This is a genomic window from Pseudomonas sp. rhizo66 (genome assembly GCF_031931925.1).
Lineage (GTDB): Bacteria > Pseudomonadota > Gammaproteobacteria > Pseudomonadales > Pseudomonadaceae > Aquipseudomonas.
This window is the reverse complement of sequence record NZ_JAUJWZ010000026.1, coordinates 1-23,841: the sequence shown is the minus strand read 5'-3', so window position 1 is coordinate 23,841 and position 23,841 is coordinate 1. Positions and strand designations below refer to the sequence as shown.

The 23,841-nt window shown below is 60.3% G+C and carries 19 protein-coding genes and 1 pseudogene; 15 read left to right on the top strand and 5 right to left on the bottom strand.

What is annotated here, in order from left to right; genetic code table 11:
* Positions 1–165 precede the first annotated feature (165 nt).
* The 4 genes from QZR14_RS25215 to QZR14_RS25200 all read left to right on the top strand — a co-directional run bounded on the left by QZR14_RS25215 (position 166) and on the right by QZR14_RS25200 (position 7,067).
* A complete protein-coding gene (locus QZR14_RS25215) occupies positions 166–3,750 on the top strand; it encodes a DUF2339 domain-containing protein (protein ID WP_311998029.1) in 3,585 nt (1,194 codons plus the stop codon).
* Entirely contained in the window at positions 3,747–5,111 is a 1,365-nt protein-coding gene (locus QZR14_RS25210; RefSeq protein ID WP_311998028.1) for a DUF3999 domain-containing protein, read from the top strand. The genes QZR14_RS25215 and QZR14_RS25210 overlap by 4 nt, the downstream gene beginning before the upstream one ends.
* 339 nt (positions 5,112–5,450) lie before the next feature.
* Positions 5,451–6,461, top strand: coding sequence for a class 1 fructose-bisphosphatase (locus QZR14_RS25205; protein ID WP_311998027.1), 1,011 nt, complete (start codon positions 5,451–5,453; stop codon positions 6,459–6,461).
* Positions 6,462–6,464: 3 nt separating this feature from the next.
* Positions 6,465–7,067 carry a DUF924 family protein gene (locus QZR14_RS25200; protein ID WP_250602803.1) on the top strand — a complete coding sequence of 201 codons (603 nt, stop codon included), beginning with the start codon at positions 6,465–6,467 and terminating at the stop codon, positions 7,065–7,067.
* 1 nt (position 7,068) lies between these two features.
* Here QZR14_RS25200 and QZR14_RS25195 read toward each other — a convergent pair whose 3' ends face one another.
* The 4 genes and pseudogenes from QZR14_RS25195 to QZR14_RS28165 form a co-directional block, all read right to left on the bottom strand.
* Positions 7,069–7,401 (bottom strand): type II toxin-antitoxin system RelE/ParE family toxin, encoded by a 333-nt coding sequence (locus QZR14_RS25195; RefSeq protein ID WP_250602804.1) that lies wholly within the window; start codon positions 7,399–7,401, stop codon positions 7,069–7,071.
* Positions 7,398–7,670, bottom strand: coding sequence for a type II toxin-antitoxin system Phd/YefM family antitoxin (locus tag QZR14_RS25190; RefSeq protein WP_158832480.1), 273 nt, complete (start codon positions 7,668–7,670; stop codon positions 7,398–7,400). Before QZR14_RS25190 ends, QZR14_RS25195 begins: the two co-directional genes overlap by 4 nt.
* A 207-nt stretch (positions 7,671–7,877) precedes the next feature.
* A complete protein-coding gene (locus tag QZR14_RS28170) occupies positions 7,878–8,642 on the bottom strand; it encodes a methyl-accepting chemotaxis protein (RefSeq protein WP_371260421.1) in 765 nt (254 codons plus the stop codon).
* Between the two features lie 93 nt (positions 8,643–8,735).
* A pseudogene (locus QZR14_RS28165) lies at positions 8,736–9,758 on the bottom strand (HAMP domain-containing protein); the annotation flags it as partial.
* A gap of 293 nt (positions 9,759–10,051) precedes the next feature.
* On the opposite strand from QZR14_RS28165, the gene QZR14_RS25180 reads away from it, so the two are divergent.
* Together QZR14_RS25180 and QZR14_RS25175 are read left to right on the top strand one after the other, a co-directional pair.
* A complete protein-coding gene (locus QZR14_RS25180; protein ID WP_003220802.1) occupies positions 10,052–10,306 on the top strand; it encodes a hypothetical protein in 255 nt (84 codons plus the stop codon).
* 30 nt (positions 10,307–10,336) lie between these two features.
* A complete protein-coding gene (locus tag QZR14_RS25175; RefSeq protein WP_093430049.1) occupies positions 10,337–10,906 on the top strand; it encodes a lipocalin family protein in 570 nt (189 codons plus the stop codon).
* A 120-nt stretch (positions 10,907–11,026) separates the two neighbouring features.
* Here QZR14_RS25175 and QZR14_RS25170 read toward each other — a convergent pair whose 3' ends face one another.
* A complete protein-coding gene (locus QZR14_RS25170) occupies positions 11,027–12,391 on the bottom strand; it encodes a formimidoylglutamate deiminase (RefSeq protein WP_311998025.1) in 1,365 nt (454 codons plus the stop codon).
* A gap of 145 nt (positions 12,392–12,536) precedes the next feature.
* Here QZR14_RS25170 and hutC point away from each other — a divergent pair, with 145 nt between their 5' ends.
* The 9 genes from hutC (at position 12,537) to hutH (ending at position 23,722) form a co-directional block, all read left to right on the top strand.
* A complete protein-coding gene (gene hutC, locus QZR14_RS25165; protein WP_163013658.1) occupies positions 12,537–13,247 on the top strand; it encodes a histidine utilization repressor in 711 nt (236 codons plus the stop codon).
* 9 nt (positions 13,248–13,256) lie between these two features.
* Entirely contained in the window at positions 13,257–13,826 is a 570-nt protein-coding gene (locus QZR14_RS25160) for a HutD/Ves family protein (RefSeq protein WP_311998024.1), read from the top strand.
* A gap of 464 nt (positions 13,827–14,290) precedes the next feature.
* Complete coding sequence (hutU, locus tag QZR14_RS25155) at positions 14,291–15,958, top strand: urocanate hydratase (protein ID WP_311998050.1); 1,668 nt, start codon at positions 14,291–14,293, stop codon at positions 15,956–15,958.
* A 143-nt stretch (positions 15,959–16,101) separates the two neighbouring features.
* On the top strand, positions 16,102–17,574 hold the full coding sequence (locus QZR14_RS25150; protein ID WP_311998023.1) for a purine-cytosine permease family protein: 1,473 nt from the start codon (positions 16,102–16,104) through the stop codon (positions 17,572–17,574).
* Positions 17,575–17,643: 69 nt separating this feature from the next.
* Positions 17,644–18,612 carry an ABC transporter substrate-binding protein gene (locus tag QZR14_RS25145; protein ID WP_311998022.1) on the top strand — a complete coding sequence of 323 codons (969 nt, stop codon included), beginning with the start codon at positions 17,644–17,646 and terminating at the stop codon, positions 18,610–18,612.
* A gap of 70 nt (positions 18,613–18,682) precedes the next feature.
* On the top strand, positions 18,683–19,534 hold the full coding sequence (locus tag QZR14_RS25140; protein WP_007949591.1) for an ABC transporter permease: 852 nt from the start codon (positions 18,683–18,685) through the stop codon (positions 19,532–19,534).
* Positions 19,531–20,361 carry a quaternary amine ABC transporter ATP-binding protein gene (locus QZR14_RS25135; protein WP_123449374.1) on the top strand — a complete coding sequence of 277 codons (831 nt, stop codon included), beginning with the start codon at positions 19,531–19,533 and terminating at the stop codon, positions 20,359–20,361. Before QZR14_RS25140 ends, QZR14_RS25135 begins: the two co-directional genes overlap by 4 nt.
* Positions 20,362–20,549: 188 nt before the next feature.
* On the top strand, positions 20,550–22,073 hold the full coding sequence (locus tag QZR14_RS25130) for an HAL/PAL/TAL family ammonia-lyase (protein ID WP_311998021.1): 1,524 nt from the start codon (positions 20,550–20,552) through the stop codon (positions 22,071–22,073).
* 116 nt (positions 22,074–22,189) lie between these two features.
* Positions 22,190–23,722, top strand: coding sequence for a histidine ammonia-lyase (hutH, locus tag QZR14_RS25125; RefSeq protein ID WP_134178407.1), 1,533 nt, complete (start codon positions 22,190–22,192; stop codon positions 23,720–23,722).
* The last annotated feature ends 119 nt before the right edge of the window (positions 23,723–23,841 follow it).

Genomic DNA, 23,841 nt, shown 5'->3' with positions numbered 1-23,841 from the left:
TTCCGTTCGGCTCGATATAATCCCGCGCCGGAAAAGATCGCAGCCTTCGGCAGCCCCTACACAGGTGTTCGCATAACCCTGTAGGAGCTGTCGAAGGCTGCGATCTTTTTGGGTCAGGCTGCGCTAATCTTCCCGGATTGGCCTTTGCGCTTAGGGATATCGACCATGCAATGGATGTTCATGTTGATCGGGCTGGTGCTCGGCTGGCTGCTCGACGAGTCGTTCAGTGATGCGCTGTTGGGCGCGTTGCTGGGGCTGGTGATCGGGCAGACGATCCGCATCGCGCGGCTAGGCTCGCAGGCGACGGAGCAGCAGCGTCAACTTGAGCAGGCGAAGGTCGCTTTGCAGGGAGTCGAACAGCGTCTGTTTCTGCTCGAAGGCGCACCGGTTCGCGGCGCGTCGCCACCGAGTGCGGCGCCCGTTTCCGAACCCGTTGTAGAACCCGTCAAAACAGCCGAAGAATCCCCGGCGCCCGAGCTGATCTGGGAGCTGCCGCCTGAGCTCGAACCGATTTCCGCCGTTGCCAGCGAAACCAGTCAAGCCCTGCCCGCCGATGTCTGGCGCCTCAACGACGTTACCCCCGAACCGCCAGCGCCCGTCGAACCCCGTGGCCCGAACCTGATCGAACGCGGCATCAGCGCCGCGCGCAATTGGTTGTTTGGCGGCAACACGGTGCTGCGGGTCGGCGTGGTGTTGTTGTTCTTCGGGCTGGCGTTCCTGCTGCGCTACGCCACTGAAGGCATGGTCGTGCCGATCGAATTGCGTTACGCCGGTGTCGCGGCGGCAGCGTTGGGTCTGCTCGCGCTGGGTTGGTGGCTGCGGCGGCGCAACAGCAATTACGCCTTGATGCTGCAAGGCACCGGGATTGCGGTGCTGTATCTGACGGTGTTTGCGGCGATGCGTCTGCACCCGTTGCTCGATCCATCCGCTGCGCTCGGCCTGCTGGTGGCGGTCACGGTTTTCTCGGCGATTCTCGCCATTACCCAGGATGCTTTGGGACTTGCCGCAGCGGCTGCGCTGGGCGGGTTTGCCGCGCCGATCCTGACCTCGACCGGCGCTGGCAACCACGTCGCGCTGTTCAGTTATTTCGCGCTGCTCAACGCCGGCATTCTCGCCATCGCCTGGTTCAAGGCCTGGCGCCTGCTCAACCTGATTGGTTTCGTCGGCACCTTCGGCATCGGTTTCGCCTGGGGTTTGCGTTCGTATGCGCCGGAGCTGTTGTGGAGCACCGAGCCGTTCCTGATTCTGTTCTTCCTGATGTACCTCGCCATCGGCCTGCTGTTCGCCCGACGCAAATTGCTCGACATGCCCGATGCCCCGGCGGAGGACGACCGCGAGGCGCTGCTGCACTGGTCTGCGCGCAAGGGCGATTACGTCGACGGCACGATGCTGTTTGGCCCGCCGATCATTGGCTTTGGGTTGCAGTTCGCGTTGATCCAGCACCTGGAATTCGCGGCGGCATTCAGTGCGCTGGCGCTGGGCATGATTTACATGGCACTGGCCAAGGTGTTGATGGGTGGCCGTGCGGTTTTGCTGGGCGAAACCTGTCTGGCGCTCGGAGTGATTTTTGCCAGCCTGGCGATCCCGCTGGGGCTGGATGCGCGCTGGACTTCAGCCGCATGGGCGGTGGAAGGTGCAGGGATTTTCTGGCTCGGTCTGCGTCAGCATCGGCCGTTCGCCCGGGCCTTTGCCTTGCTGCTGCAACTGGGTTCGGCGCTGGCGTTTCTCAGTCAGTTACGCGTCGGCGAAAGCAGTCTGCTCGACGGTGCACCGCTGGGCGCGTTGATGCTCGGGATTGCGTTGCTGTTCAGCTTCTATCAACTGCGCAAGGCCTCGCCGGAACAGGCCTCACCTTGGGAGCGTCAAGGCTTGCCGGTATTGGCGTGCCTGGGGCTGACCTTCCTCTACCTGCTGGCGCCGCTGTTCTTTTTCGTTCAGGCCACGGCGATCAGTTGGGCGCTGGCCGGGTTGGCGACTTTGTTTGTCGGTCTGCGCATCCATTCGCGTACCTTCCTGTTCTGCGCGTTTGCCGTGCAGTTGCTTGGCGGCGCGTTGTTCCTGCTGCGTCTGCAAGGCGCGGGCGAGGGGTCGGCGGCAGTGTTCAGCGCCGGCTGGAGCGGTTTGCTCAGCGCGTCGTTGATCGGTCTGGCGTTGATCGCCGGCATGCTGTTGGCGGCTCGCGATGAAATGGTGCGCGGCGATGTGCGTCTGCTGCGCGGTCTGTCGGTAGTGCTGCTGGCCGGTCTGGTGTTGATCAATCTGGCAGTGCTGTTCGTGCTGCCGTGGCAAACGGCGAGTGCGGTGTGGGCCGCGAGTGGTTTGCTGATCATCTGGCTGAGTCTGTACCTCAAGCAGCGTGTCAGTTTCGTTTTCGGCTTGTTGTTGCAGGTGATTGGTGGCGCGGCGTTTTTGCTGGCCGGCCCCGAGTTGCTCGGGCCAATGTCCAGCGAAGGCCTGAAACCGTTGGCCCATGGCGGATTCTGGACGCCGCTGGTACTGGGCCTGGCGGCGATGATCGGTGCCTGGCGCCTGCAACTGGGCAACCACGCATCAGCATTCGATGCGCTGAGTCTGCAGCGCTTGTCCGAAGTACTGCTGGTGTGGGGCGCCGGTTGGTGGGCGTTGGCGTGGATCAGTGAGGTGCTGCGGTTTGCTTCGCCGACTCTGCAAGGCACGTTGTTGCTGTTGGTCGCGGCGCTCAGTGTGGCGCTGTGGACGCTACTGTCGCTGCGGTTGAAATGGCCGGCGCTGGGCTTGCTCTGCACTTTGCTGATTCCGGCTGCGGCACTGGTATTGCTCGCCGCTTGGCATTCGCGTTATCACCCGGCGGCCGACTTTGGCTGGCTGGCATGGACGGCGGTGTTCGCCGTGCACTTCGTCAGTCTGCGACGTCTGGCGCCGATGCTGCCGGCGCGCGCCTTGAGCGCGGCGCATGTGCTCGGCTGCTGGCTGCTGATCGGCGTGCTGGCGCTGGAGTTGCGCTACGGTCTGCTGCTGTTGTCCGAGCAATACAACGCCTGGCGCTGGCTGGGCTGGGCGATTCTGCCGAGCGTTTATCTGTTGCTGGCGGCGGCACCGCGCAGCTGGCCGTGGCCGGTGACGGCTTTTGCCCGCGAGTATCGCTTGTACGCTGCGGCGCCGCTGGCGGTGCTGATGCTGGCGTGGTTCTGGCTGGCCAATGGCGTCAGTGATGGCAACGCCGAACCGCTGCCTTATGTGCCGCTGCTCAACCCGTTGGAATTGGGGCTGCTGTTCGCGCTGTTTGGTGTTTATGTGTGGTCGCGCAGTGCGGTTTCGCAGCTGTCGATTCGCCAGGACTATGCCGAATACGCGACGCAACTGGTCGCCGGGGTTTCGCTGTTCGCTTTCTGCACTGCGCTGGTGACCCGCGCGGCACACCATTGGGCGGGAATCCCGTTCGAGTTGGACACGCTGCTCGCCTCTATGCTGGTGCAGGCCGGGTTGTCGATCGTCTGGACGCTGATGGCGCTGGGGTTGATGATTGGCGGCCATCTGCGCCATCGCCGCGAAGTGTGGCTGATCGGCGCGGCGCTGATTGCACTGGTGGTGGCCAAACTGATTTTTGTCGAATTGAGCAACCGTGGCGGTCTCGCCCGGATCGTCTCGTTTATCGGTGTCGGCGTGTTGCTGCTGGTGGTCGGCTATTTTGCGCCGCTGCCGCCCAAACGCGTCGACGCTGAACCGGCGGCTGACAAACCGGCCCCGGACACCGAAGGAGTTTCATCTTGAGTCGCATGCGAAATCTGGGTTGGTTGGCGTTGGGCGTGGTGATGGCGGCCGGAGCTCAGGAAAAACCGGCGGACTTCGCCACGCAGGTGCCGCTGGCGGTAAGCGGCAACGGTCCGTGGTATCGCCTCGAATTGCCGTTGAGCGTGCAATTGCAGGCGCGCCAGACTGATCTCAGTGACTTGCGGGTGTTCAATGCTGCTGGGGAAGCGCAGGCCTACGCCTTGGCGCGCGAGTCTGCGCAGACCCGCGACGAGGGCCAGTTGCATGAGGTGAAATGGTTCCCGCTGTACAACGCCGCCGACGCCAGCGAACGCGCGCCGAACGTGCGTGTGCAATCGACCACCAACGGCACGCTGGTCGAGGTGCAGCCGTCCAGCCAGTTGGAGGCGGGTGAAGAGGTGCTGCGTGGCTGGCTGCTGGATGCCAGTGCGATCAAGGCGCCGTTGCAGCAGTTGATCCTCGATTGGACCAGCGAGCGTGACGGCTTCCAGCGCTTCAGCATCGAAGCCAGCGACGACCTGCAGCATTGGCAAGCGTGGGGCGAAGGGCAGGTGGCACGGCTGACCTTTTCCGATGAGCGCATCGAGCAGCACGAAGTGACACTGCCGAGGCAATCGGCGCGTTATGTGCGGTTGCTGTGGGAGTCGCCGAATTCGGCGCCGATCCTGACGGCGGCACAACTCAAAAGCAGTGATCCGCGCAATGTGCCGCTGCCGTTGGTCTGGTCGCCGGCATTGGCCGGCAGCAGCACCAAGGCTGGGGAATACACCTGGCAGCTGCCGATGGGGTTGAACATCGAGCGCGTACAGGTTGAGTTGAAACAGCCGAACAGCCTGGCGCCGGTGACGCTGGCCGGCCGTCGCGAAAGCAGCTTGCCGTGGCAGACGTTGGGCAATGGCTTGCTGTATCGCCTGACCCAGAATGGCCAGGATGTGGTGCAGAACGAATTGCAGCTCTACGGGCAGACCGTGCAGCAGTTGAAGCTGAGCGTGGATGAGCGTGGCGGTGGTCTGGGCGAGCAGGCGCCGAGTCTGAAATATGCGGTGCGGGCGACGCAGGTGATTTTCCTCGCGCGCGGGGAGGGGCCGTACAGTCTGGCGTTGGGTAATCCGAGCGTGAGGACGGCGAATCTGCCGTTGGCGACGCTGATTCCGGATTTCAAACCGGAGAAACTGGCGGCGTTGGGTAAGGCTGCGGTTCAGGGGGAGGCGGTTGTCGCGCAAACTTCGACTGCTTCAGCGGCGGCGGTGGCTGAGACCAATTGGAAGAAGATCGGTCTGTGGGCGGTGTTGTTGTTGAGTGTGGTTTTTCTTGGGGCGATGGCGTTCAGCTTGTTGCGCAAGCCGCCGACCAACACCTGAGAATGGCTGGCGCTGCGCGCCATTCGCTGGCAAGCCAGCTCCCACAGGTTATTGGGTGTACACGAAATAGGTGAACGACCGAAGTCCTTGTGGGAGCTGGCTTGCCAGCGATGACGGCCGATCAATCATCAAAAATCCTCAAACTGCCGCTATCACTCAACCACCATCCGTCCCGAACCGGACTACGCTAAACCCGCTACCTGAACTCTCCACCGACAATCACGTCTCATACAGGCAATTACACCCCAACGCACGTTACCGGGCGTCTTCGCTCGCTACGTTTTCAGACTCCCTGTAAACTGCGCGGGTTTTTAGCCCCCCATTCCACCGGAGCCGTCCATGTCCCGCGTTACCCTGAGTCGCTATTTGATTGAGCAGACCCGCAGCAATAACACTCCTGCCGATCTGCGCTTCCTGATCGAAGTGGTGGCGCGTGCCTGCAAAGAGATCAGCCACGCCGTGTCCAAAGGCGCCCTGGGTGGTGTGCTGGGCAGCATGGGCACTGAAAACGTCCAAGGCGAAGTGCAGAAGAAGCTCGACGTGATCTCCAACGAGATCCTGCTCGAAGCCAACGAATGGGGCGGTCACCTGGCCGGCATGGCGTCCGAAGAAATGGACAATGCCTACCAGATCCCGGGCAAATACCCGAAAGGCGCCTACCTGCTGGTATTCGACCCACTGGACGGTTCGTCGAACATCGACATCAACGCCCCGGTCGGCACCATCTTCTCGGTACTGCGTTGCCCGAACGAATACCTGAGCCAGAACGAGCCGCTGAACGAAAAAGCGTTCCTGCAGCCAGGTACCCAGCAGGTTGCCGCCGGTTACGCGATCTACGGCCCGCAAACCATGCTGGTGCTGACCCTCGGTGACGGCGTCAAAGGCTTCACCCTGGACCGCGAAATGGGCAGCTTCGTCCTGACCCACGAAGACATCACCATTCCTGAAACCACCCAGGAATTCGCCATCAACATGTCCAACCAGCGTCACTGGGAAGCCCCGGTACAGCGCTATGTTGGCGAGCTGCTGGCCGGTGAAGAAGGTCCGCTGAAAAAGAACTACAACATGCGTTGGGTCGCGGCGATGGTTGCCGACGTACACCGCATCCTGACTCGTGGCGGTCTGTTCATGTACCCGCGCGACAGCCGTGAGCCATCCAAGCCAGGCAAACTGCGTCTGATGTACGAAGCCAACCCGATGTCGTTCCTGGTGGAACAAGCGGGCGGCGCGTCCACCGACGGTCATCAGCGCATCCTCGACATCAAGCCGGACGGCCTGCACCAGCGTGTAGCGGTGTTCCTCGGTTCGAAAGAAGAAGTCGCCCGCGCGACGGCCTACCACAAGGAATAAACCATGATCGCGCCCTGGCAGCCGTTGCTCGATTGGTGGTTCGGACACGCCGAATCCCCCGACGAGATCTCGGCTGACAAGGGCAAGTTGTGGTTCGGCAAGCGAGACAGCCAAGACCTCGAAGCGCAGACGCGTTTCGGGGTCTTTGTCGATCAGGCTTTAGCTGGTGAATTGACCGAGTGGACGCAATGTCCCGAAGGTTGGCTGGCGGTGGTGTTACTACTCGATCAACTGCCGCGAATGATCTTTCGCGACAGCCCCAAAGCCTTTTCCGGTGATCTGCGTGCGCAGAAACTCGTTGCCCAAGGCATTGCGGCGGATTTCGATCGGCAGTTGAAACCGATCCAGCGTGTATTCATTTATCTGGTGTTCGAACACTGCGAGAACCTCGCGGTGCAGAATGAGGCGGTTTCCAGGTTTATCGAGCTGGTGACTGAACAGCCAGAGACGCAGCGAGCGGTGTTTGCCGATAATCTGGATTATGCCGAGCGGCATCGGAAAGTGATTGCGCGGTTTGGCCGGTTTCCGCATCGCAATGCGGTGTTGGGGCGGGAGTCTACGGCTGAGGAACTGGTATTTCTCGATCAGCCTGGATCACGGTTCTAAATCAAGGATTGCCTCGTAGAAGCCGTTTCATCAACAGTGCCGGTAGGCTTTTTCGCGTATCGACAATGATATGGATGAAAACCGTTTTTTCTCGCACCTCATAAATAATCCGGTTCCTTCCCAAAACAATCTGGCGGTATTGGCCGAGATTGAGTTTCTCGATTTCTTCGGGGATTGATCCTGAATAAGGCAGATCTGCGAGGCCGAGAATCGCAGTCTTGAGATCGGCATAAGTGCTTTGCCAAATTTGGAATGAAAACTGTTTGACGAGGTAGGAGCGAAGTTCTTTGAGATCTGTTTGTGCGGACTGGAGAATGACGACCTTTAAACTCATTGATGATCGGCCTTGTCCAATTCGGCAAAAACATCTTCAGCATCACTGAACTTGCCTTCCTCAATCTCCCGATTCCCCATCGCCAACAGTTTCAACAAGGCCATCGTGCCTTCTTGCTCTTCAAAGCTTTTCACATCCATCACCACTAGCTTGGCTTCACCGTTTTGAGTGATTACCAGCGGCTCGCGGCTTTCTGTGATTGATTTGACGATTTCGGCCGTGTGACTTTTCAGGTAACTGATGGGTTTGATTTGCGATGAAAGCTTCATGGTTGAGCCCCGCTAAATTGAATGGGACTGAGTTTAGTCTTAATTCAGTCGAGTGTCAGTTCGAGCAGACGAGCGTGTTTCAATTCCAAATTCTTTCGTCTCTGATGCCGCCATCGCGGGCAAGTTCGCTCCTACTGGATATCTGTGAACCATACAGAACCATTGTAGGGCCGAGCTTGCTCGCGAAGGCGCCAAAAGCAGCGCCGCTTAAATGCGGAAACTACCCACCAACTGCTTCAACCGCGCCGCCTGCTGCTCCAGATCCGAGCACGCCCGCAACGTCGCCTGCAAGTTCTCCACGCCTTCCTGATTCAGCGTGTTGATCTCGTTGATATCGACATTGATCGACTCGACCACAGCGGTCTGCTCTTCGGTCGCGGTGGCCACCGATTGGTTCATACCGTCGATCTCACCGATACGCTGGGTCACGCTGCCCAGACGCTCACCGGCCTGGTTGGCGATGCCGACGCTGCTTTCGCTCTCGCGCTGGCTCTCGGTCATGATGCTGACTGCCTGACGCGCGCCGACTTGCAGCTCTTCGATCATCTTTTGCACTTGCTGCGCCGAATCCTGAGTGCGGTGCGCCAGATTACGCACTTCATCGGCGACCACGGCAAAACCACGACCCGCTTCCCCGGCCCGCGCCGCTTCGATCGCGGCGTTGAGTGCGAGCAGGTTGGTCTGCTGCGAAATGCTGGTGATCACCTCGAGAATCTGGCCGATGTTCACCGTGTTGCTGTTCAGGGTTTCGATGTTGCCGCACGAATCGCTGATCTTCGCCGACAGCTGCTGCATGGCGTGGATGGTTTTATCCACAACCTGCTGGCCGTCGACCGCGAGGCTGCGCGCATCGCTGGAGTGCTGCGAGGCGAGGGCGGCGTTCTGGGCGATTTCCTGCGCGGCAGCGCCGAGCTGATTGATTGCGGCAGCGACGCTATTGGTGCGGGAGGCTTGCTGGTCGGAGTTGTACATCGACGAGTTCGATGCCGCGACCACGCGCAGAGCGACTTCGTTGACCTGGCCGGTGGCCGAGGACACTTCGCGGATCGAGGTGTGAATGCGCTCGACGAAGCGGTTGAACGAGGTGCCCAGTGCGCCGAATTCGTCGTTGCCGTGAATGATTAGACGTTTGGTCAAATCGCCTTCACCTTCGGCGATGTCGTGCATGGCGCGGCCCATGGTCAGCAGCGGTTGCATCAGCACGCGGATCAGCATGCCGAGCAGGGCGATGATGATGACCACGGCAATGACCATGGCGATCAGCGCCGAGGTGCGGAACTCGCTGAGCATCGAGAACGCGGTGTCTTTGTCCAGCACCAGCGCCACGTACCAGTCGGCCGATGGCACGCCGTTGACGTGGGTGAAGGAGATCAGTTGGGTTTTGCCGTCGAACTCGACTTCTTTCAGGCCCGGGCTGACTTTCGGTGCGCCGTTCGGGTAGGCCTCGGCGAGGGTCTTGAGCACCAGTTTGTTGTCCGGGTGGATCAGGATCTTGCCGTCGGCACTGACGATGAACGCGTGGCCGTGGCCGCCGAAGTTCAGCGAGTTGATGATCGCGCTGACGCTGGTCAGGTCGATGTCGGCACCGGCGACACCGAGCATCTGCCCCTGGCGCTGCACGGGCGTAGCTACGGTGATCACCAGTTTGCCCGAGGACGCGGCGATGTACGGCTCGGTGACGATGGTTTGCTGGGCGCTGTTGGCCGCTTTGTACCAGCCGCGAGCGCGCGGATCGTAATCCGGCGCGCGATTGCCGGCCGGCACCGAGAACATCACGCCGTCAGCACCGCCGAAATAGCTGAGCTGGAAATTGCCGGTGTAGGCGGGCAGGTCGATGATGCGCTTCAGGCTGGCGGGGGCATTACCGTCGATGGCCACTTGCTGCGACAGCGATTGCAGCAATTGAATGCGGCTTTCCAGCCAGGTCTGGATGTTGCTGGTGGTCAGGCTGCCCAGTTCCTGCATCGAGGCTTCGGTGCTGCTGCTCAGCGCTTGGCGCTGTCGATAGTCGTTGAACAAAATGAAACAGGCGAACGCAATAGCCACCACGAGGGCGGCAGCCAGCAAGATCTTGTGGCTGAATTTCATGTTTCTGGTCATCGAATGAACTACCGCGAAGGGACTGGTCAAGAAAGGGCGGCAATTTGCCACACTCGGGGGCTTTGCGCTGCTTTTATGTCGACTGCGGTGCGCCAAAGATTAGGCGTCTTTGGCGAAATGCGACGAAATGCTCAATAGCGTTACAAAGTGTCTGATTTATCGGTAAATGCCAGACGAGCGGGCTAATAAATAGCCGACCCGCCACGGAACCAGATGAGGGTTTTCTCTTCTAAGCTTCTGGTTGGCACCATGCCATCCCCCCTCGTTCCAGGAGTTACACCATGTCGCTGCGATCTATCGCCCTTCTGACGTTTTGCGTGCTGTTGGCCGCATGCAGCAAGGTCAATCAGGAAAACTATTCGAAGCTCTCGGCCGGTATGGCCAAGGCCGAAGTCGAGACTCTGCTCGGCAAGCCCACCGATTGCTCGGGCGCGCTCGGCATGTCCAGTTGCACCTGGGGCGACAAGAACAGCTTTATCAGCGTGCAGTACGCCGGTGACAAAGTGCTGATGTTTTCCGGCCAAGGCCTGAAGTAAACCGGGGCTTCGCGCCCACGGAGAAGAAAAATGAAGCGGTTATTGCTGATCCTTTTTGCCGGCCTGGTACTGGCCGGCTGCGCCACTTCCGGCGTCGACCCGTTGGCGCCGAAGACCGTCAACAGCGTCAATCTCAAGCGCTATCAGGGCACCTGGTATGAACTGGCGCGCTTGCCGATGTACTTCCAGCGCAACTGCGCGCAATCCGAAGCCCATTACACCCTCAAGCCTGACGGCAATGTCGCGGTGCTCAATCGCTGCCTGACTCCGGACTGGCAATGGGAAGAGGCCAAGGGCACCGCTTATCCACAGGTGCCGGGCAAGACCGACAAGCTCTGGGTCGAATTCGATACCTGGTTCTCGCGCCTGATTCCGGGTGTGGCGAAAGGTGAATACTGGGTGTTGTACGTCAGCGATGACTACAAGACCGCCATCGTCGGCGACCCGAGTCGCAAGTACATGTGGTTGCTGTCGCGCACGCCGACCGTCAATGGTGTGGTGCGTGAGGAGCTGCTGAGCAAGGCACGTCAGCAGGGCTATGACACCACGCGCCTGATCTGGCGCGCGTCGGATCGGCAGATGGCCAAGACCTCGAACTAAAGACCACCACAAATCAAATGTGGGAGCGAGCCTGCTCGCGAAGAGGGCGTGTCAGTTAACGAAAATGTTGCTGATATACCGCTTTCGCGAGCAGGCTCGCTCCCACATTTTTGTTTTGTGTCAGCCTAAAAGGTCACGCAAGACCTGGGTGAACGCGCGAGCGCTGTCCTCTTCCCCGGCATGGCGGCCATCACGCACGACCCACTGGCCGTTGACCAGCACATCGCGCACCTGGCGATCGCCGCCGGCAAACAACCAGCGATTCAAAATCCCGTCCCCCGTGGCCGTCGCTAGATATGGATCATTGCCATCGAGCACAATCCAGTCGGCACGCTTGCCAACCTCCAGAGCGCCAATCGGCTGCCCCAACGCCTGCGCACCGCCATCCAGTGCCGCGTCATACAGCGTGCGCCCGACCATCGGCTGATCCGCGCCGTACAGGCGATTGCGCCGCTGATCGCGCAGGCGCTGGCCGTATTCCAGCCAACGCAACTCTTCCACCACGCTCAGTGACACATGGCTGTCGGAACCGATGCCCATGCGCCCGCCCTGGGCGAGGAAGTCCACCGCCGGAAAAATCCCGTCACCCAGATTCGCTTCGGTGGTCAGGCACAGACCGGCGATGGCGCGACTCTTGGCCATCAGCGTGACTTCTTCCGGGTTGGCGTGGGTCGCGTGAACAAGGCACCAGCGCTGATCGACTTGGGTATTTTCGTAGAGCCATTGCAGCGGGCGACGGCCGCTCCAGCTCAAGCAGTCATCGACTTCTTTCTGTTGCTCGGCGATGTGGATGTGCACCGGGCATAGTTTATCGCTTGCCGCCAATACTTCGCTGATCTGCTGCGGCGTGACCGCACGCAACGAGTGGAAGCACAGCCCCAGTGACTGCGCCTTTTGCTGCGCCAGTAACGGTTGCAGGCGCGATTGCAGATTCAGGTAGTTTTCGGTGCTGTTGATAAAGCGGCGCTGGCCGTCATTCGGCGTCTGGCCGCCAAAACCGGAATGGCTGTAGAGCACCGGCAACAGGGTCAGGCCGATGCCGCTTTCACTCGCGGCCTGGCTGATGCGCAAGGCCAGCTCAGCCGGGTCCGCGTAAGGCTGACCATTGCTGTCGTGATGCACGTAATGAAATTCAGCGACGGAGGTGTAACCAGCCTTGAGCATTTCGATGTACAGCTGACGGGCAATCACGCCGAGTTGATCCGGGCTGATTTTTCCGACGAGGCGATACATCAGATCGCGCCACGTCCAGAAACTGTCGTTGGGGTTGCCGGCCACTTCGGCCAGTCCCGCCATCGCTCGCTGGAAGGCGTGGGAGTGCAGATTCGGCATGCCCGGCAGCAATGGGCCGCTCAGCCGTTCGGCGCCATCTGCGGTGGAATCGGCCTGAATTTGGGTCAGCAGGCCCTCGGCGCTGACCTCAAAACGTACATTGTTGGCCCATCCGTTAGGCAGCAGCGCGCGTTCGGCAAAGAAGGCGGACATAGTTCAGCACCCCATCGTGTGTTATTTGTATATACATATACAGACGTTTGCCTGCCCGGTAAACTCCGGCAAGCTAGCCACTTTCACCAATGAACAGGGATCAACCGTGCCGACTCCGCCTCCAGTCTCCCCGTTGGCCGCGAACATGGGCGACAGTCCGGCGCCCTTGTACGCCCGCGTCAAACAGATGATCACCCAGCAGATCGACAGCGGAAACTGGCCGCCGCACTACCGCGTGCCGTCCGAGAGCGAGCTGGTCAATCAACTCGGTTTCAGCCGCATGACCATCAACCGCGCCCTGCGCGAGATGACCGCTGATGGTTTACTGGTGCGCATGCAAGGCGTCGGTACGTTTGTCGCCGAACCGAAGAGCCAGTCCGCGTTGTTCGAAGTGCACAACATCGCCGACGAAATCGCTTCGCGCGGCCATCGCCACACCTGCCAGGTGATCACGCTTGAAGAAGAGGCCGCCGGTTCCGAACGAGCCTTGGCACTGGACATGCGCGAAGGGCAGAAGGTCTTTCATTCGTTGATCGTGCATTACGAAAACGATATTCCGGTGCAAATCGAAGACCGTTTCGTCAACGCACTGGTCGCCCCGGAATACCTCAAGCAGGACTTCACCCTGCAAACGCCTTATGCCTATCTCAACCAGGTCGCGCCGCTGACCGAGGGCGAACACGTGGTCGAGGCAATCCTCGCCGAGCCGTCCGAGTGCAAGTTGCTGCAGATCGAAAAAGGTGAGCCGTGCCTGCTGATCCGTCGTCGCACGTGGTCGGGGCGTCAGCCGGTGACTGCAGCTCGTCTGATTCACCCGGGTTCCCGTCATCGTCTGGAAGGTCGGTTCCATAAATAGAGAGCATAAATGAGTGCACTTAAGGTTTTGCGCGCCGAAGGCTACCCACGCATGCCGTGGAAAAACGGCGGCGGCAGCACGGAAGAAATCACCCGTGACGCGGGCGCCGGTCTGGATGGTTTCGGCTGGCGCCTGTCGATCGCCGACATTGCCGAGTCGGGCGGTTTTTCGACATTCGCTGGCTATCAGCGAGTGATTACGGTGTTGCAGGGTGACGGCATGACCCTGTGCGTTGATGGCGACGATACTCGGCCGCTGTTACCGCTCGACCCCTTCGCCTTCAGCGGCGAAAGCCAGGTGTCGTGCACGCTGCTCGGCGGCGCAATTCGCGACTTCAATCTGATCTACGCGCCGCAGCGTTACAGCGCACGGTTGCAATGGCTTGATGGCGAACAGCGGTTTTTCAGTTCGGCTTCGACTGTTTTAGTGTTCAGTGTCGCTGAGCTGCTGGAAGTGGCGGTCGGTGAAAAGACCGCACAACTTGGCCGTCATGATTGCCTGCAATTGGACGGAAACAGCGGGCTGGTTGAAGTCGCCTTGAATGCCTCGTGCTGCGTGATCGAACTGACTGCGGGCTGATTCAAATAACGTCAAAAGATCGCAGCCTTCGGCAGCTCCTACAGTGGGATTGATGTACACCCTGTAGGAGCTGCCGAAGGCTGCGATCTTTTGCTTTTGGGGTGTTTCCAACCACGCACCAACTTGTTACCGAACGCCCCAGCGTGGCGCAAAACCACGCTCACGTAACAAAGTCCCATCGCCCTAAATCATCCCCACGAAAAATTTCATCCACGCCCGAACCCTTGATTCAGGCGCTCTCCAGCACTGCGCGCAATTTTTCTTGAATGCCCCTCCAACAAGTTGGCCGCTTGATTGCATATGCTTGTATGTACAAGTAAAGACGTATGCGTATGAGTCGCTCGAGACTCTCCGCAGCGTCCACTGATTCGCTTGTCGCGCATTGATGCACGCAGGCTGCTTGCCCACTGCCAGGGTTGGTTTGAATTGATCGCTGAGGAGTCTCTTTCGTGACTGACAACAAAATGACTAAGTTTCGCGACGTCGAAATCCGTGCATCGCGCGGCAACAAGCTGACCGCCAAAAGCTGGCTGACCGAAGCGCCGCTGCGCATGCTGATGAACAACCTCGACCCGGAAGTCGCCGAGAACCCGAAAGAGCTGGTGGTCTACGGTGGCATTGGTCGTGCCGCGCGTAACTGGGAGTGCTACGACAAGATCGTCGAGAGCCTGACCAACCTGAACGACGACGAGACCCTGCTGGTGCAATCGGGCAAGCCGGTCGGCGTGTTCAAGACTCACAGCAACGCCCCGCGTGTGTTGATCGCCAACTCCAACCTTGTCCCGCACTGGGCCAGTTGGGAACACTTCAACGAACTCGACGCCAAAGGCCTGGCCATGTACGGCCAGATGACCGCCGGCAGCTGGATCTACATCGGCAGCCAAGGCATCGTTCAAGGCACCTACGAAACCTTTGTTGAGGCCGGTCGCCAGCACTACAACGACAACCTCAGAGGCAAGTGGGTCCTGACCGCAGGTCTCGGCGGCATGGGCGGCGCACAACCGCTGGCTGCAACTTTGGCCGGCGCGTGCTCGCTGAACATCGAATGCCAACAGGTCAGCATCGATTTCCGCCTGAAAAGCCGTTACGTCGACGAGCAGGCCAAAGACCTCGACGACGCTCTGGCACGCATCGACAAGTACACCAAAGAAGGCAAAGCGATCTCCATCGCTCTGCTCGGTAACGCCGCAGAAATCCTCCCGGAACTGGTCAAGCGCGGCGTGCGCCCGGACATGGTCACCGACCAGACCAGCGCCCACGACCCGCTCAACGGCTACCTGCCGGCGGGCTGGACCTGGGACGAATACCGCGCCCGCGCCAAGACCGAACCGGCCGCTGTGATCAAAGCCGCCAAGCAGTCGATGGCGGTACACGTCAAAGCCATGCTGGAATTCCAGAAACAAGGCATCCCGACCTTCGACTACGGCAACAACATTCGTCAGATGGCGCAGGAAGAAGGCGTCGAAAACGCGTTCGACTTCCCGGGTTTCGTACCGGCTTACATCCGTCCGCTGTTTTGCCGTGGCATCGGCCCGTTCCGTTGGGCTGCACTGTCGGGCGATCCGCAAGACATCTACAAAACCGACGCCAAGGTCAAAGAGCTGATCCCGGACGACGCCCACCTGCACAACTGGCTGGACATGGCCCGCGAGCGCATCAGCTTCCAGGGTCTGCCGGCACGTATCTGCTGGGTCGGCCTGGGCCTGCGCGCCAAGCTCGGTCTGGCGTTCAACGAAATGGTGCGCAGCGGCGAGCTGTCGGCGCCGATTGTGATCGGTCGCGACCACCTCGACTCCGGCTCGGTGGCCAGCCCGAACCGTGAAACCGAATCGATGCAGGACGGTTCCGACGCTGTGTCCGACTGGCCACTGCTCAACGCTCTGTTGAACACCGCGAGCGGCGCGACCTGGGTTTCCCTGCACCACGGCGGCGGCGTCGGCATGGGCTTCTCGCAGCACTCGGGCATGGTGATTGTTTGCGACGGTACGGACGAAGCGGCCGAGCGTATTGCGCGCGTGCTGCACAACGACCCGGCCACTGGCGTCATGCGTCACGCCGATGCCGGTTACCAGATCGCCATCGACTGTGCCAAGGAGCAGGGGCTGAACCTGCCGATGATTACCGGTAAATAACGCACAACCCCTGTAGGAGCTGCCGAAGGCTGCGATCTTTTGATGTTGATTTTTTAAGATCAAGAGATCGCAGCCTCGTTTCACTCGACAGCTCCTACAGGCGTACGAACCAACCCAGAATAACAATCCACAGAGGTTGAATCATGGCTGTAACCACCGATCGTGCAGGCACCAAACCGTTGATCGAGAGGCGTTCGATCGACTACATCCCGGAAGCGGAAAGGCACGGTCGTCTGTTCAGTCAGTTCACTCTGTGGATGGGGGCCAACCTGCAAATCACCGCGATTGTCACCGGGGCGCTGGCCGTGGTGCTGGGTGGTGATGTGTTCTGGTCGCTGATCGGTCTGTTGATCGGTCAACTGCTCGGCGGCGGGGTGATGGCGTTGCATGCCGCGCAAGGACCGAAGCTGGGCCTGCCGCAGATGATTTCCAGCCGTGTGCAGTTTGGCGTTTATGGCGCGGCGATCCCAATCGTGCTGGTGTGCCTGATGTACCTGGGCTTCACCGCCACCGGTACTGTGTTGTCCGGCCAGGCGCTGGGCCAGCTGTTTGGCGTCAGCGACACCGTCGGCATCCTGCTGTTCGCCAGTGTCATCGTGGTGGTCACGGTGCTCGGTTATCGGGTGATCCACTGGATCGGCCGGGTTGCCAGCGTAATTGGCGTGATCGCTTTCGTTTATCTGTTCAGCCGTCTGATCAGTCAGGTTGATGTGGGTGCGCTCCTGCAAATCCGTCATTTCAGCTGGAGCAGCTTCCTGCTCGCGGTATCGCTTGCCGCGTCCTGGCAGATCGCGTTCGGCCCGTATGTGGCGGACTATTCGCGCTACCTGCCGAGCAAGATTTCCTCGGTGAAAACCTTCTTTGCCGCTGGCGCCGGTTCGGTCATCGGCGCGCAGGTCGCGATGGTGCTTGGCGTGTTCGCCGCGGCTTCGGCCAACGGCCAGTTCGCCGGGCATGAAGTGGCCTACATCGTCGGTCTGGGCGGCACCGGTGCGACTGCAGCGCTGTTGTACTTCAGCATCGCGTTCGGCAAGGTGACGATCTCGACGCTGAACTCTTACGGCAGCTTCATGTGCATCGCCACCATCATCAGTGGTTTCAAGGGGCAGCTGACGGTTACCCGGATGCAGCGTCTGGTGTTTGTGCTGGTCATTGTCGGTGCGGCAACCCTGATCGCTTTGCTCGGCCAGCACTCGTTCCTCGGTGCGTTCAAGTCTTTCATCCTGTTCCTGCTCGCGTTCTTCACACCCTGGAGCGCGATCAACCTGGTGGATTACTACTGCATCACCCGTGAGCGCTATGACGTTCCGGCCCTGGCCGATCCGAATGGTCGCTACGGTCGCTGGAACCTGCTCGGTATCAGCATCTATGTGTTCGGCGTGCTGGTGCAGCTGCCGTTCATCTCTACCAAGTTCTATACCGGTCCGCTGGTGGCTGCCCTCGGTGACGTGGATATTTCCTGGATCATCGGCCTGGTGCTGCCTGCTGCCCTTTACTACGTGTGCGCAAAAAAATGGCACGGCTCGGTGCCCGATCAACTGATTCTGCCGGTCGAGCAGAACAGCGTTGTACCACCTGTAAAAAGTGGGGCCGGGCGCGCTGCGGCGCAGGCCTGATTGGACGTGGACAGGGCTGGATGCCTCTTGACTGCCGTAAGCCAATTCATGATTAGGAGCGTCGAAACAATGAAATCGAACAAGACCCTGCTCACCACACTGCTGTCCATGGGCCTGTTGGCCAGTGCCGGTGCGACCCACGCCGCCGGCTGGTGCGAATCGGGCAAACCGGTGAAATTCGCCGGTCTGAACTGGGAAAGCGGCATGCTGCTGACCGACGTGCTGCAAGTGGTGCTGGAAAAAGGTTACGACTGCAAGACCGACAGCCTGCCGGGCAACTCCATCACCATGGAGAACGCCCTGAGCAGCAACGATATTCAAGTGTTCGCCGAAGAATGGGTCGGCCGTAGCGAGGTCTGGAACAAGGCCGAGAAGGCCGGCAAGGTCGTCGGTGTCGGTGCGCCGATCGTCGGCGCCGTGGAAGGCTGGTACGTGCCGCGTTACGTGATCGAAGGCGACGCCAAACGCAAGCTTGAGCCGAAAGCGCCGGACCTGAAAAACATCGCTGACCTGGGCAAATACGCGGCGATCTTCAAGGACGCCGAAGAGCCGTCCAAGGGCCGTTTCTACAACTGCCCGGCCGGCTGGACTTGCGAGCTCGATAACAGCGAAATGCTGAAAAACTACGGTCTCGAAAACAGCTACACCAACTTCCGCCCGGGCACTGGCCCGGCGCTGGACGCGGCGGTGCTGTCGAGCTACAAGCGTGGCGAACCGATCCTGTTCTACTACTGGTCGCCAACCCCGCTGATGGGCCAGATCGACGCGGTGAAACTGGAAGAGAAACCGGGCGTCGACAAGACCGTGAGCATCAAGGTCGGCCTGTCGAAAACCTTTCACGACGAAGCCCCGGAACTGGTCGCCGTGCTGGAAAAGGTCAACCTGCCGATCGACCTGCTGAACCAGAATCTGGGACGCATGGCCAAGGAACGTATCGAGTCGCCAAAACTGGCGAAAATCTTCCTCAAGGAACATCCTGAGGTCTGGCATGCGTGGGTGAGCGACGACGCAGCCAAGAAAATCGACGCGGCCTTGTAGGTTGAGTTTATCCGGCTGCCGGTAACGGCAGTCGGACGCTTGATCGCAACCCCTTGATTGAGAGTCTCTTATGTTTCCCGAAAGCTTTACCTTTTCCATCGCCGACTGGGTCAACGGTTGGGTCGATTCGCTGGTCACCAACTACGGTGATGTATTCCGCCACATCTCCGACACCCTGCTGTGGGCCATCGTCAATCTCGAAGGTTTGCTGCGTGCGGCGCCGTGGTGGTTGATGCTGGCGATCGTCGGTGTGGTCGCCTGGCATGCCACGCGCAAAGTCGTGACCACGGCGGTCATCGTCGGTCTGCTGTTCCTCGTCGGCGCCGTCGGCCTGTGGGACAAGCTGATGCAGACGCTGGCGCTGATGATGGTCGCGACGATCATTTCGGTGCTGATCGGCATTCCGCTGGGGATTCTCTCGGCGCGCAGCAATCGCCTGCGTTCGGTGCTGATGCCGCTGCTCGACATCATGCAAACCATGCCGAGTTTCGTTTACCTGATCCCGGTGCTGATGCTGTTCGGTCTGGGCAAGGTCCCGGCGATTTTCGCCACGGTGATCTACGCCGCGCCGCCGCTGATTCGCCTGACCGATCTGGGCATTCGCCAGGTCGACGGCGAAGTTATGGAAGCGATCAACGCCTTCGGCGCCAACCGCTGGCAGCAGCTGTTCGGTGTGCAACTGCCGCTGGCCCTGCCGAGCATCATGGCCGGGATCAACCAGACCACCATGATGGCCCTGTCGATGGTGGTGATTGCCTCGATGATCGGTGCCCGTGGCCTCGGTGAAGACGTATTGGTCGGGATTCAGACCCTCAACGTCGGACGCGGCCTCGAAGCCGGTCTGGCGATCGTGATTCTCGCAGTGGTCATCGACCGCATTACTCAGGCGTACGGTCGGCCACGGCATGAGGTGAGCAAATGAGCAACGCAACCGTGAGCAAGATCGAAGTCAAAAACGTCTTCAAGATTTTCGGCAACCGCGCCAAAGATGCACTGGCCATGGTCGGCCAGGGCAAGACCAAGGATCAAGTGCTGAACGAAACCGGTTGCGTGGTCGGGGTCAACGACCTGTCACTGAGCATCGGTACCGGCGAGATCTTCGTGATCATGGGCCTGTCCGGTTCCGGCAAATCGACGCTGGTGCGCCACTTCAATCGTCTGATCGACCCGACCAGCGGCGCGATCCTGGTCGACGGCGTGGACATCCTGCAATACGACATGGACGCCCTGCGCGAATTTCGCCGACACAAGATCAGCATGGTGTTCCAGAGCTTCGGCCTGCTGCCGCACAAGTCCGTACTCGACAACGTCGCTTACGGCCTGAAAGTGCGTGGCGAGAGCAAGCAAATGTGCTCGGAACGCGCGCTGCACTGGATCAACACCGTGGGCCTAAAAGGCTACGAAAACAAATACCCGCACCAGCTCTCCGGCGGCATGCGTCAGCGTGTCGGCCTGGCCCGCGCCTTGGCAGCGGACACCGACATCATCCTGATGGACGAAGCGTTCAGTGCGCTGGATCCGCTGATCCGCGCCGAAATGCAGGACCAGTTGCTGGAGCTGCAAAAGACCCTGCACAAGACCATCGTCTTCATTACCCACGACCTCGACGAGGCCGTGCGCATCGGCAACCGCATCGCGATCCTCAAGGATGGGCGGCTGATTCAGGTCGGCACGCCAAGAGAGATCCTGCATTCGCCGGCGGATGAGTATGTCGACCGGTTCGTGCAGCGGCGGGCGGCGGTGGTTTGATCTGAATTATGCAGTGCACTGACTGGCCCTATCGCTGGCAAGCCAGCTCCCACAGGGGTTGTGTGAACAATGAGGGCTCGCAGGCCCAGTTCCTACAGAGATTGTGTGAACACTGGAGATCCTGTGGGAGCTGGCTTGCCAGCGATGAGGCCGGTAAAGCTGCATCAATATTACGGTTGAGGTTTTAGATGTCCCAGGCTGAAAAAATCGTTATCACCGGCGCCCCTCTGCGTTGGCAGGATGTGGTTGCTGTCGCCCGGCACGGCGCTCAACTGGAGCTGTCCAGCGACACCTGGGCGCGCATCGAAAACGCCCAAGGTATCGTCCAGCACATCGTCGCCAGTGGCGAACGGGCTTATGGCGTCAACACCGGTCTGGGCGGCTTGTCCAACGTCTCGCTTAAAGACGAACAACTCAGCCAACTCTCGCGCAACACCCTGCTCAGTCACGCTTGCGGCTTGGGCCCGGTACTCGCCGACGAGCAGACTCGCGCGATCATCTGCGCGGCGATCCACAACTACAGCCACGGCAAATCCGGGATCCACCGCCGGGTCGTCGAGGCGCTCCTGGAACTGCTCAATTGCGGCATCACCCCGCAAGTGCCATCGCAAGGTTCGGTGGGCTACCTGACGCACATGGCGCATATCGGCATCGCGCTGATCGGCGTCGGTAATGTCAGCCATCGCGGCCAGATTACCTCGGCGCAACAGGCATTGGTCGAAGAAGGTCTGCAGCCGGTGCAACTGGGTGCGAAGGACGGCTTGTGCCTGGTCAACGGCACGCCGTGCATGACCGGCCTCAGCTGTCTGGCGATTGCTGACGCGACGCGTCTGGTGCAGTGGGCCGACGTCATCGGCGCAATGAGTTTCGAAGCCCAGCGCGGTCAGATCGATGCGTTCGATGCCGAGATCATCGCGTTGAAACCGCACCCGGGCATGCAGCAGGTCGGCGTCAATTTACGTGCGTTGCTCGATGGCAGTGACGTGATCGCCTCAAGCAAAGGCATTCGTACTCAGGACGCCTTGAGCATCCGTTCGATCCCGCAGGTGCACGGCGCCGCGCGCGATCAACTGGAACACGCGATCAGACAGGTCGAAGCCGAACTCAATGGCTGCACCGACAACCCGCTGTTGCTCGGCACGCCGGACAACTTCCGGGTGATGTCGCAAGCCAACCCGCATGGGCAATCGGTGGCGATGGCGGCGGATCTGCTGGCGATTGCGATGGCCGAAATCGGCTCGATTGCCGAGCGTCGCCTCGATCGTCTGGTCAACCCGCACGTCAGCGGTCTGCCGGCGTTTCTGGTGGCCAATCCGGGGGTGAATTCCGGGATGATGATCGTGCAATACGTCGCCGCATCGCTGTGTGCGGAAAACCGTCAATTGGCGCAACCGGCGGTGCTCGATAACTACATCACCTCGGGCCTGCAGGAAGACCATTTGAGCATGGGCACCAACGCCGCGCTGAAGCTGCACCGCGCGCTGGAAAACTGCACGCAGATCCTCGCCATCGAGTACCTGCTGGCGGCGCAGGCGTTTGAATTTCTCAAGGAACAGCGCTTTGGCGTGGGCACTGACCGCGCGTGGCGACTGCTGCGCGAAACGGTCCCGGCCTACGATCAGGATCGCTGGCTGGCGCCGGACATCGCTGCCGCTGCGAGCGTTTTGAAAAACACGAATCTGCCGCACAACGTTTTACCGAATTTGCACTGACCAATACCCACGCCAGCGTGCCAAGGCGCGACTCCCCAAAAGGCGAGACGCGACGGACAACGGACATCTCCGGAGCGTCTGGCGAGTTAATAACAAACTCTCAAAAGGAGCACAAAATGACTGCGCTGAACCTGATTCCCGGCCAACTGAGCCTGGCCCAACTGCGTGATGTCTACCAGAACCCGGTCAAGCTGACGCTCGACAACAGCGCCTCCGCGCAGATCGAAGCCAGCGTCGCCTGCGTCGAGCAGATCCTCGCCGAGAACCGCACTGCGTACGGCATCAATACCGGTTTTGGCCTGCTGGCCTCGACGCGCATCGCCAGCGAAGACCTGGAAAACCTCCAGCGCTCGTTGGTGTTGTCCCACGCTGCGGGTGTCGGTCAGCCGATCAGCGATGAGCTGGTGCGGCTGATCATGGTGCTCAAGGTCAACAGCCTCAGCCGTGGGTTCTCCGGCATCCGCCGTGTAGTGATCGATGCGCTGATCGCGCTGATCAACGCCGAGGTCTATCCGCACATTCCGCTGAAAGGTTCGGTCGGTGCTTCGGGTGATTTGGCGCCGTTGGCACACATGTCGCTGGTGCTGCTGGGCGAGGGCAAGGCGCGCTACAAGGGCGAGTGGATGGAAGCCACTGAAGCGCTGAAAGTGGCTGGTCTGACGCCGCTGACCCTGGCCGCGAAAGAAGGTCTGGCGCTGCTCAACGGCACTCAGGTTTCCACCGCGTTCGCACTGCGCGGCTTGTTTGAAGGTGAAGACTTGTTCGCTGGCGCGCTCGCGCTGGGCGGTCTGACGGTTGAAGCGGTATTGGGTTCGCGCTCGCCATTTGACGCACGCATCCACGCCGCACGTGGCCAGAAAGGCCAGATCGACGCCGCCGCTGCCTATCGCGATCTGCTCGGTGAGCGCAGCGAAGTCTCCGACTCGCACCAGAACTGCGAAAAGGTTCAAGACCCGTACTCGCTACGCTGCCAGCCGCAAGTCATGGGCGCGTGTCTGACGCAGTTCCGTCAAGCCGCTGAAGTGTTGGCCGTCGAAGCCAACGCGGTTTCCGATAACCCATTGGTCTTCGCCGCTGAAGGTGACGTGATTTCCGGCGGTAACTTCCATGCCGAACCGGTGGCCATGGCCGCTGACAACATGGCGCTGGCCATCGCCGAGATCGGCTCGCTGAGCGAACGCCGCATCTCGCTGATGATGGACAAGCACATGTCGCAACTGCCGCCGTTCCTCGTCGCTAACGGTGGTGTGAACTCCGGCTTCATGATCGCGCAAGTAACTGCGGCAGCACTGGCCAGCGAAAACAAGGCGCTGTCCCATCCGCATTCGGTCGACAGCCTGCCGACCTCGGCCAACCAGGAAGACCACGTGTCGATGGCTCCGGCCGCCGGCAAGCGTCTGTGGGAAATGGCCGAGAACACTCGCGGGATTCTCGCGGTGGAATGGCTGGCGGCGGTGCAGGGCCTGGATCTGCGTAACGGCCTGAAGACCTCGGCGAAGCTGGAACAGGCGCGGGCGATTTTGCGTAAGGAAGTGCCGTTTTATGAGAAGGACCGGTTCTTTGCGCCGGACATCAATGCGGCGACTGAATTGTTGGCTTCGCGGTGTTTGACTGAGCTGGTTTCGGCGAAATTGCTGCCTAGTTTGTAAGTGTGTTTTCAGGGGGAGTTTTGTTGTTAGTGAAATCGATCCCCCTCACCCCAGCCCTCTCCTCCAGGGGGGAGAGGGGGAAGGGAGCCGATCTTCATGGTTTTCAAAGCCTGAGTTCG

Coding starts and splice junctions, on each gene's coding strand:
- hutH (WP_134178407.1), top strand. CDS start 22,190: ATGACTGCGCTGAACCTGATTCCCGGCCAACTGAGCCTGGCCCAACTG.
- QZR14_RS28170 (WP_371260421.1), bottom strand. CDS start 8,642: ATGTACAACTCCGACCAGCAAGCCTCCCGCACCAATAGCGTCGCTGCC.
- QZR14_RS25150 (WP_311998023.1), top strand. CDS start 16,102: ATGGCTGTAACCACCGATCGTGCAGGCACCAAACCGTTGATCGAGAGG.
- QZR14_RS25180 (WP_003220802.1), top strand. CDS start 10,052: ATGTCGCTGCGATCTATCGCCCTTCTGACGTTTTGCGTGCTGTTGGCC.
- hutC (WP_163013658.1), top strand. CDS start 12,537: ATGGGCGACAGTCCGGCGCCCTTGTACGCCCGCGTCAAACAGATGATC.
- QZR14_RS25160 (WP_311998024.1), top strand. CDS start 13,257: ATGAGTGCACTTAAGGTTTTGCGCGCCGAAGGCTACCCACGCATGCCG.
- QZR14_RS25130 (WP_311998021.1), top strand. CDS start 20,550: ATGTCCCAGGCTGAAAAAATCGTTATCACCGGCGCCCCTCTGCGTTGG.
- QZR14_RS25195 (WP_250602804.1), bottom strand. CDS start 7,401: ATGAGTTTAAAGGTCGTCATTCTCCAGTCCGCACAAACAGATCTCAAA.
- QZR14_RS25200 (WP_250602803.1), top strand. CDS start 6,465: ATGATCGCGCCCTGGCAGCCGTTGCTCGATTGGTGGTTCGGACACGCC.
- QZR14_RS25135 (WP_123449374.1), top strand. CDS start 19,531: ATGAGCAACGCAACCGTGAGCAAGATCGAAGTCAAAAACGTCTTCAAG.
- QZR14_RS25190 (WP_158832480.1), bottom strand. CDS start 7,670: ATGAAGCTTTCATCGCAAATCAAACCCATCAGTTACCTGAAAAGTCAC.
- QZR14_RS25175 (WP_093430049.1), top strand. CDS start 10,337: ATGAAGCGGTTATTGCTGATCCTTTTTGCCGGCCTGGTACTGGCCGGC.
- hutU (WP_311998050.1), top strand. CDS start 14,291: ATGACTAAGTTTCGCGACGTCGAAATCCGTGCATCGCGCGGCAACAAG.
- QZR14_RS25145 (WP_311998022.1), top strand. CDS start 17,644: ATGAAATCGAACAAGACCCTGCTCACCACACTGCTGTCCATGGGCCTG.
- QZR14_RS25140 (WP_007949591.1), top strand. CDS start 18,683: ATGTTTCCCGAAAGCTTTACCTTTTCCATCGCCGACTGGGTCAACGGT.
- QZR14_RS25205 (WP_311998027.1), top strand. CDS start 5,451: ATGTCCCGCGTTACCCTGAGTCGCTATTTGATTGAGCAGACCCGCAGC.
- QZR14_RS25215 (WP_311998029.1), top strand. CDS start 166: ATGCAATGGATGTTCATGTTGATCGGGCTGGTGCTCGGCTGGCTGCTC.
- QZR14_RS25170 (WP_311998025.1), bottom strand. CDS start 12,391: ATGTCCGCCTTCTTTGCCGAACGCGCGCTGCTGCCTAACGGATGGGCC.